Annotated in this window: 1 protein-coding gene and 1 pseudogene; both read left to right on the top strand. The window is 55.8% G+C overall.

Features of this window, described 5'->3' with window-relative positions; all coding sequences use genetic code 11:
* Window positions 1–97: pseudogene (locus CRO48_RS33215) on the top strand (IS6 family transposase); the annotation flags it as partial.
* A gap of 394 nt (window positions 98–491) precedes the next feature.
* Window positions 492–1,331 carry an ABC transporter ATP-binding protein gene (locus CRO48_RS31505; RefSeq protein ID WP_097143560.1) on the top strand — a complete coding sequence of 280 codons (840 nt, stop codon included), beginning with the start codon at window positions 492–494 and terminating at the stop codon, window positions 1,329–1,331.
* The last annotated feature ends 184 nt before the right edge of the window (window positions 1,332–1,515 follow it).

The following is a 1,515-nucleotide window of genomic DNA, read 5'->3' as shown; positions in this document are numbered from 1 at the left end:
CCTCTTTCACATCCCGCGCCACGACATCTCCTCCAGCCATCATCGCGAACTGCGTTCAGAGGCGATGAACCTCTGGGTAAAAATCGCTCGGGCATGAATAACAGTGGTGCGAGCATTCCTACGACTGCCTCGCGTCCATTAAGTTAACGATGCCGGCGTAAGTGAGGCATGTTCTTTCGCGCGAGCCCAAAGGACGGTGAAAACGTCCTGCACGACATCGGCTGCATTCGAGCGGTCGATCCTGCGGCCGGCCAACTTCTCGAGCCGAAAGCGTTCCGACGCATAGAGCGCCTCGAATTCGTGTTGCTTGGTCGTCACGGGTGGTCTACCGCTGTGCATAACTGGACTAATGCACTCCGCTTATAGACTTGGCCGCGCTTTAGCAATCTAATGTCGTGACCTACGCCGATTTATCGTGATGCACGATCAGCGCTCGATACTTGATCTCGCGGGATCACCAACGGTAAACGGTGTCGAGAAAAGTCGGGGAGATGTCGGTGCTGAATGCACGAAATCACATCAAGAAATCGATTGGCAGCCCAGGTGAGAGAGATTTGGGTCACGCCTTTGCAGTAAACAATATTGGCCTGACGATCGATGGGCGGGAGATTCTGTCAGACGTAACACTCGAATTTCCAGAAGGTGAGGTCGTGGCGCTCGTCGGCCATAACGGGTCGGGAAAATCCAGCCTCCTGAAAATACTTGCTCGCCAACTTGGGCCGACAGCGGGAACATCCACGTATGCCGGGCATCCTCTCGCGGCCTATGACGACAGGTCGTTCGCGCGGTCAGTGGCCTATCTTCCGCAGGATCTGGGAACCGGATCGGATATGACAGTCCGGGAACTCGTTGCATGCGGGCGCTATCCCTGGCATGGCGCGTTAGGCCGCTTTTCCGGTGTGGACCGCGAGAAGGTGGACGCCGCAATCCGTGCGACCGGTATAGGTGCGTACGCTGATCGTTTGGTGGGAACGCTTTCCGGTGGTGAGCGACAGCGGGCCTGGATCGCGATGCTTGTTGCCCAGGATGCAAGCTGCCTTCTCCTCGACGAGCCGACGGCAGCGCTTGATATCGCACATCAGATGGAAGTTCTGTCAGTTATACGCCAGCTGGCTCACGACAGCGGAAAGAGTGTGATCATCGTTCTCCACGATATCAATATGGCCGCCCGCTTCTGTGATCGAATTCATGCTCTTAAAAGCGGGCGCGTCGTGGCGACAGGGCTGCCGAGGGAGGTGCTGGTCTCGGATACCCTGTATACGATTTTCGGCATTGAAATGAATGTGATCACTGAAGCAAACGCACGACACCCAATCGCCTATCCTCTTTGACTTAACGTTCGCAGCACATCGTCCGACGAAGAGGCAGACGACCAGAAAATGCATTCCGGAAAGATCTGACCTACGCTCTGCACGGTGCTTGTCCGTCGTCGAATGATTTGAGACTTTTTGGGCGTGGGAAGAATGGAGTTTCCGGCTCGGTTTGCGGGTTGATTTAAGCCGCTTTGGCCTGGTG

It is taken from the genome of Rhizobium subbaraonis (genome assembly GCF_900220975.1).
Taxonomy (GTDB): Bacteria; Pseudomonadota; Alphaproteobacteria; order Rhizobiales; family Rhizobiaceae; genus Mycoplana; species Mycoplana subbaraonis.
The sequence above is the reverse complement of the archived record's forward strand: the minus strand, read 5'-3'. Positions and strand labels throughout refer to the sequence as shown.